Raw genomic sequence first — 2768 nt, 5'->3', positions numbered from 1 at the left:
CCAGTTGGCGCGACTGTTGCCAGCAGTCGAGATAGGCTGCGCCCTGGCTTTGCTGCTCGGAATAGCAGCCCGCTGGATGGCTTCCGCTTTGCTTATCTTACTCCTGGTGTTTTCTGCCGCCTTGGCTAGCGCTTGGTGGCGCCACCTTCCTCTGCCTTGTCATTGTTTTGGAGAAGCTGACCCGGGGAAGGTTAGCTCTTTCCCCCGCTCCTTATTGCGCAATGCTGGCTTAGGGGTGGTGGCTTTGAGCACAGGACTGGCTCCAGCCCCGGCCCTCCGTGGGCTGTTTCCAGCCTTGCTGATCGATCCATCTTATCAGCTCGGGTTCCTCTGCGCCTTGATAGCCCTGGCACTTCTGCTGACCGTCACCGCGGTGTGGACAGTCTTTGCCAGTGCGAGGAAGCAACATGTTTTTATACCTGGGCAAACACGGCGGTTTCATCCAGATCCTGGAGCCTCCGCAGCAGAGCGCGGAGCTCGCCGCCGGCACCTTCCTATTGCTGACCACTTCACGTCAGGAGACGGTTCCGTTTCAGGGAACGCTGCAGGTGCTCGACGACTGCGGGCCGAGGTTGACGTTTGCTCGGGCCAACATCTATAGTGATGAGCACATTGTGCTGAAGCGTGAGTGCGTGCTATGTCACGTGGTACTCCCTTACCAGTGCTGGTATCGGCCCTGCCATCCTTATGATCTGAGTGCATACGGGCAGAGGTGCAATCCTGGCACAGCGCCGTTCTCCGTCCCGTCCAGAGAGGAGGCTCTGCTCACGAACGCGCACATCTTCACCTGGAAGGAGGGCGCATACTGACAACCTATCACCTGCTGGGGAGCATGCGCGTTGAGTCGCCGCTGGAGCTGGGAGACTCGCCAGGCATGGCGCTACGCGGGTTGCTGTCTACAGCGGCCTGGCGCCGTTTCTGCACCAACAAGCAGGCGCGTACTTGTTTGGAACATCCCCTGCTGTAGATTGGCCCTGTCAGTGCTCTCCTGGCACCAGCTGACGACCCAAGAACGCCGGCGCTGCAGCGTCTCAATACCCCTTGATACGTTGCCCAGATGTTGGTGCTGCCACCGCTATTACGGTGACAGACCCACTGGCACCGAGGACACTGGAATAACTGCCCTTGTACCGCACTCTTGCCTCGCTGTCCACACGCTGGGCTCGTCGTGCCCGTGTATCTTTCTTCTTGCAAGACGGCGCTCATTGCAAGCCTCTCGGCCTGATATGTAAGCATATGGCGCGTCCTGCCATCCAACCACTGATGGATGTTTTGCTTCTTCGCAGAGCGAATATCATTGTTCTGCCTGATGTCTTGCATATCATCGATGATCAGCGTCCGCACGCCTGTCTGAGGCAGTGTGGTGATGAGTCGCGTGGTCTACTTGGGTTCAACCTCTTTTGATTTGGTGGTTGAGTTTCCTGAGTTGCTTCTGCTTTGATCTTTCAAGCTTCTGAGGGCGGCGTGACTCTTCCTTCTTCATATCGATGTTCGCTTGCGGGATAGCGTTGAGCTTGTTTGAATATGGCCAGTTCGACCTGAGTAGTCGCCCATTCAGGAGAAGAACTTGTTCTCCATCAAAGGCCACGGCCTGGTGGGTTTCTCCTCAATCACTGCTTGCTATCTTCTCCCCAATGGGTTCGGCTGGGGTCTCAACCTGATAGGGAGCAATGGCTTCCATATTCGTTGCCTGTCCAGGGGAAGACTTCTGGTTGAGGCAGTTCCCAAGGCCGATCCCAGACAAGAGGTGCCTTGTCACGCCCGTTCGAGCATCGCAGCGACCCAGTGGGGAGGTTCATGGCAGAACGTTTCTCCTCACTACGAGGGTAGCAGACTCTCTTGCGCGGGGTTGGGCCGTGGATGGGATCGCCCGCTTTCTTGCGTTCTCTCCCTGAGAGAGGCAAAGAAAGCTTATAGGCAGGAGTCAGCAGCGCATAAATAAAGTCAACGCTCATGTTCAGACCCTGTTGGGAGCGCCGCTGCGCGGCATCATGGATCACCAGATCGCTAGTGTTCCGACTACTGAAGCGGCCTCGCCTGCGAGTGACCCAACAACCTGGCCGGCCAGCGTGACCTCAAGGGGGACCCCAGCAATAGCAATAGTAAAGATGATCAAGACCGCGGGAGACCAGACCCCCGTTCCGTCTGAGGACGGCCTCCTTCTCCCAGAAACCAGAAATAGGAGAGAGCCATCCCTCGACAGTCCCTCCCTCCAGTCATCTTTTGTCCAAGGTATTCCCCACTGGCAGGATTCTCCCTACTCGGAGTGTCTGAGCCTTTTTTGTGTATTTTTGGGAGAGGGAGTGCGCGATGCAGGGAGGGGGCGACAGTACGGGCTCCGCTCCCACTCATGAGAAGTGCCGTTGCTGTGGGGCCATCACTCGCTCGAAGGGCCACCGTTGTGATCACTCCCTGCTACCTGTCCCTTTCTCGCTTCTCACTCCGCCTGGCCCGTCCGGTTATTCTGGTAATTCTATCTCCGGGCCAACGCCCCCACCAGACAGCATGCGGGCGGAAGCAGCCGGTGAAGCGGGGCTTGCTCGACTCTTCCACGCTCCACTAGTGCCCAGCAGCAGCGCTCTGGGCGGTGCCCTTATGATGCGTTCCCACCGCGGGAGGCGTCCCTGCTGACCGGATATCTGGTCAGAGCTGACCACTCCCCTCGAAGAAAACACGATCGCTACCCTTCCGGGGCGTGCCCCCAGACGGTGAGCAAGGTCCAGAGGGCGCAGCAGTCCTCCTGTTGCATCTCAGCCACCGCCTGCTGA

General features: G+C 58.2%; 2 protein-coding genes and 1 pseudogene. 2 read left to right on the top strand and 1 reads right to left on the bottom strand.

The window, feature by feature from the left end; translation table 11 throughout:
- Nucleotides 1–4 precede the first annotated feature (4 nt).
- Nucleotides 5–235, top strand: a pseudogene (locus IRZ31_RS21545) (MauE/DoxX family redox-associated membrane protein); the annotation flags it as partial.
- 172 nt (nucleotides 236–407) lie between these two features.
- Nucleotides 408–809 (top strand): hypothetical protein, encoded by a 402-nt coding sequence (locus tag IRZ31_RS21045; RefSeq protein WP_297157650.1) that lies wholly within the window; start codon nucleotides 408–410, stop codon nucleotides 807–809.
- A gap of 7 nt (nucleotides 810–816) precedes the next feature.
- Here IRZ31_RS21045 and IRZ31_RS21540 read toward each other — a convergent pair whose 3' ends face one another.
- Nucleotides 817–1236, bottom strand: a complete 420-nt coding sequence (locus IRZ31_RS21540) for a zinc ribbon domain-containing protein (protein ID WP_363325714.1) — start codon at nucleotides 1234–1236, stop codon at nucleotides 817–819.
- Nucleotides 1237–2768: the final 1532 nt, after the last annotated feature.

The sequence above is a fragment of the Thermogemmatispora sp. genome, assembly GCF_019683635.1.
Taxonomy (GTDB): domain Bacteria; phylum Chloroflexota; class Ktedonobacteria; order Ktedonobacterales; family Ktedonobacteraceae; genus Thermogemmatispora.
This window is presented reverse-complemented; position numbering and strand designations above follow the sequence as displayed.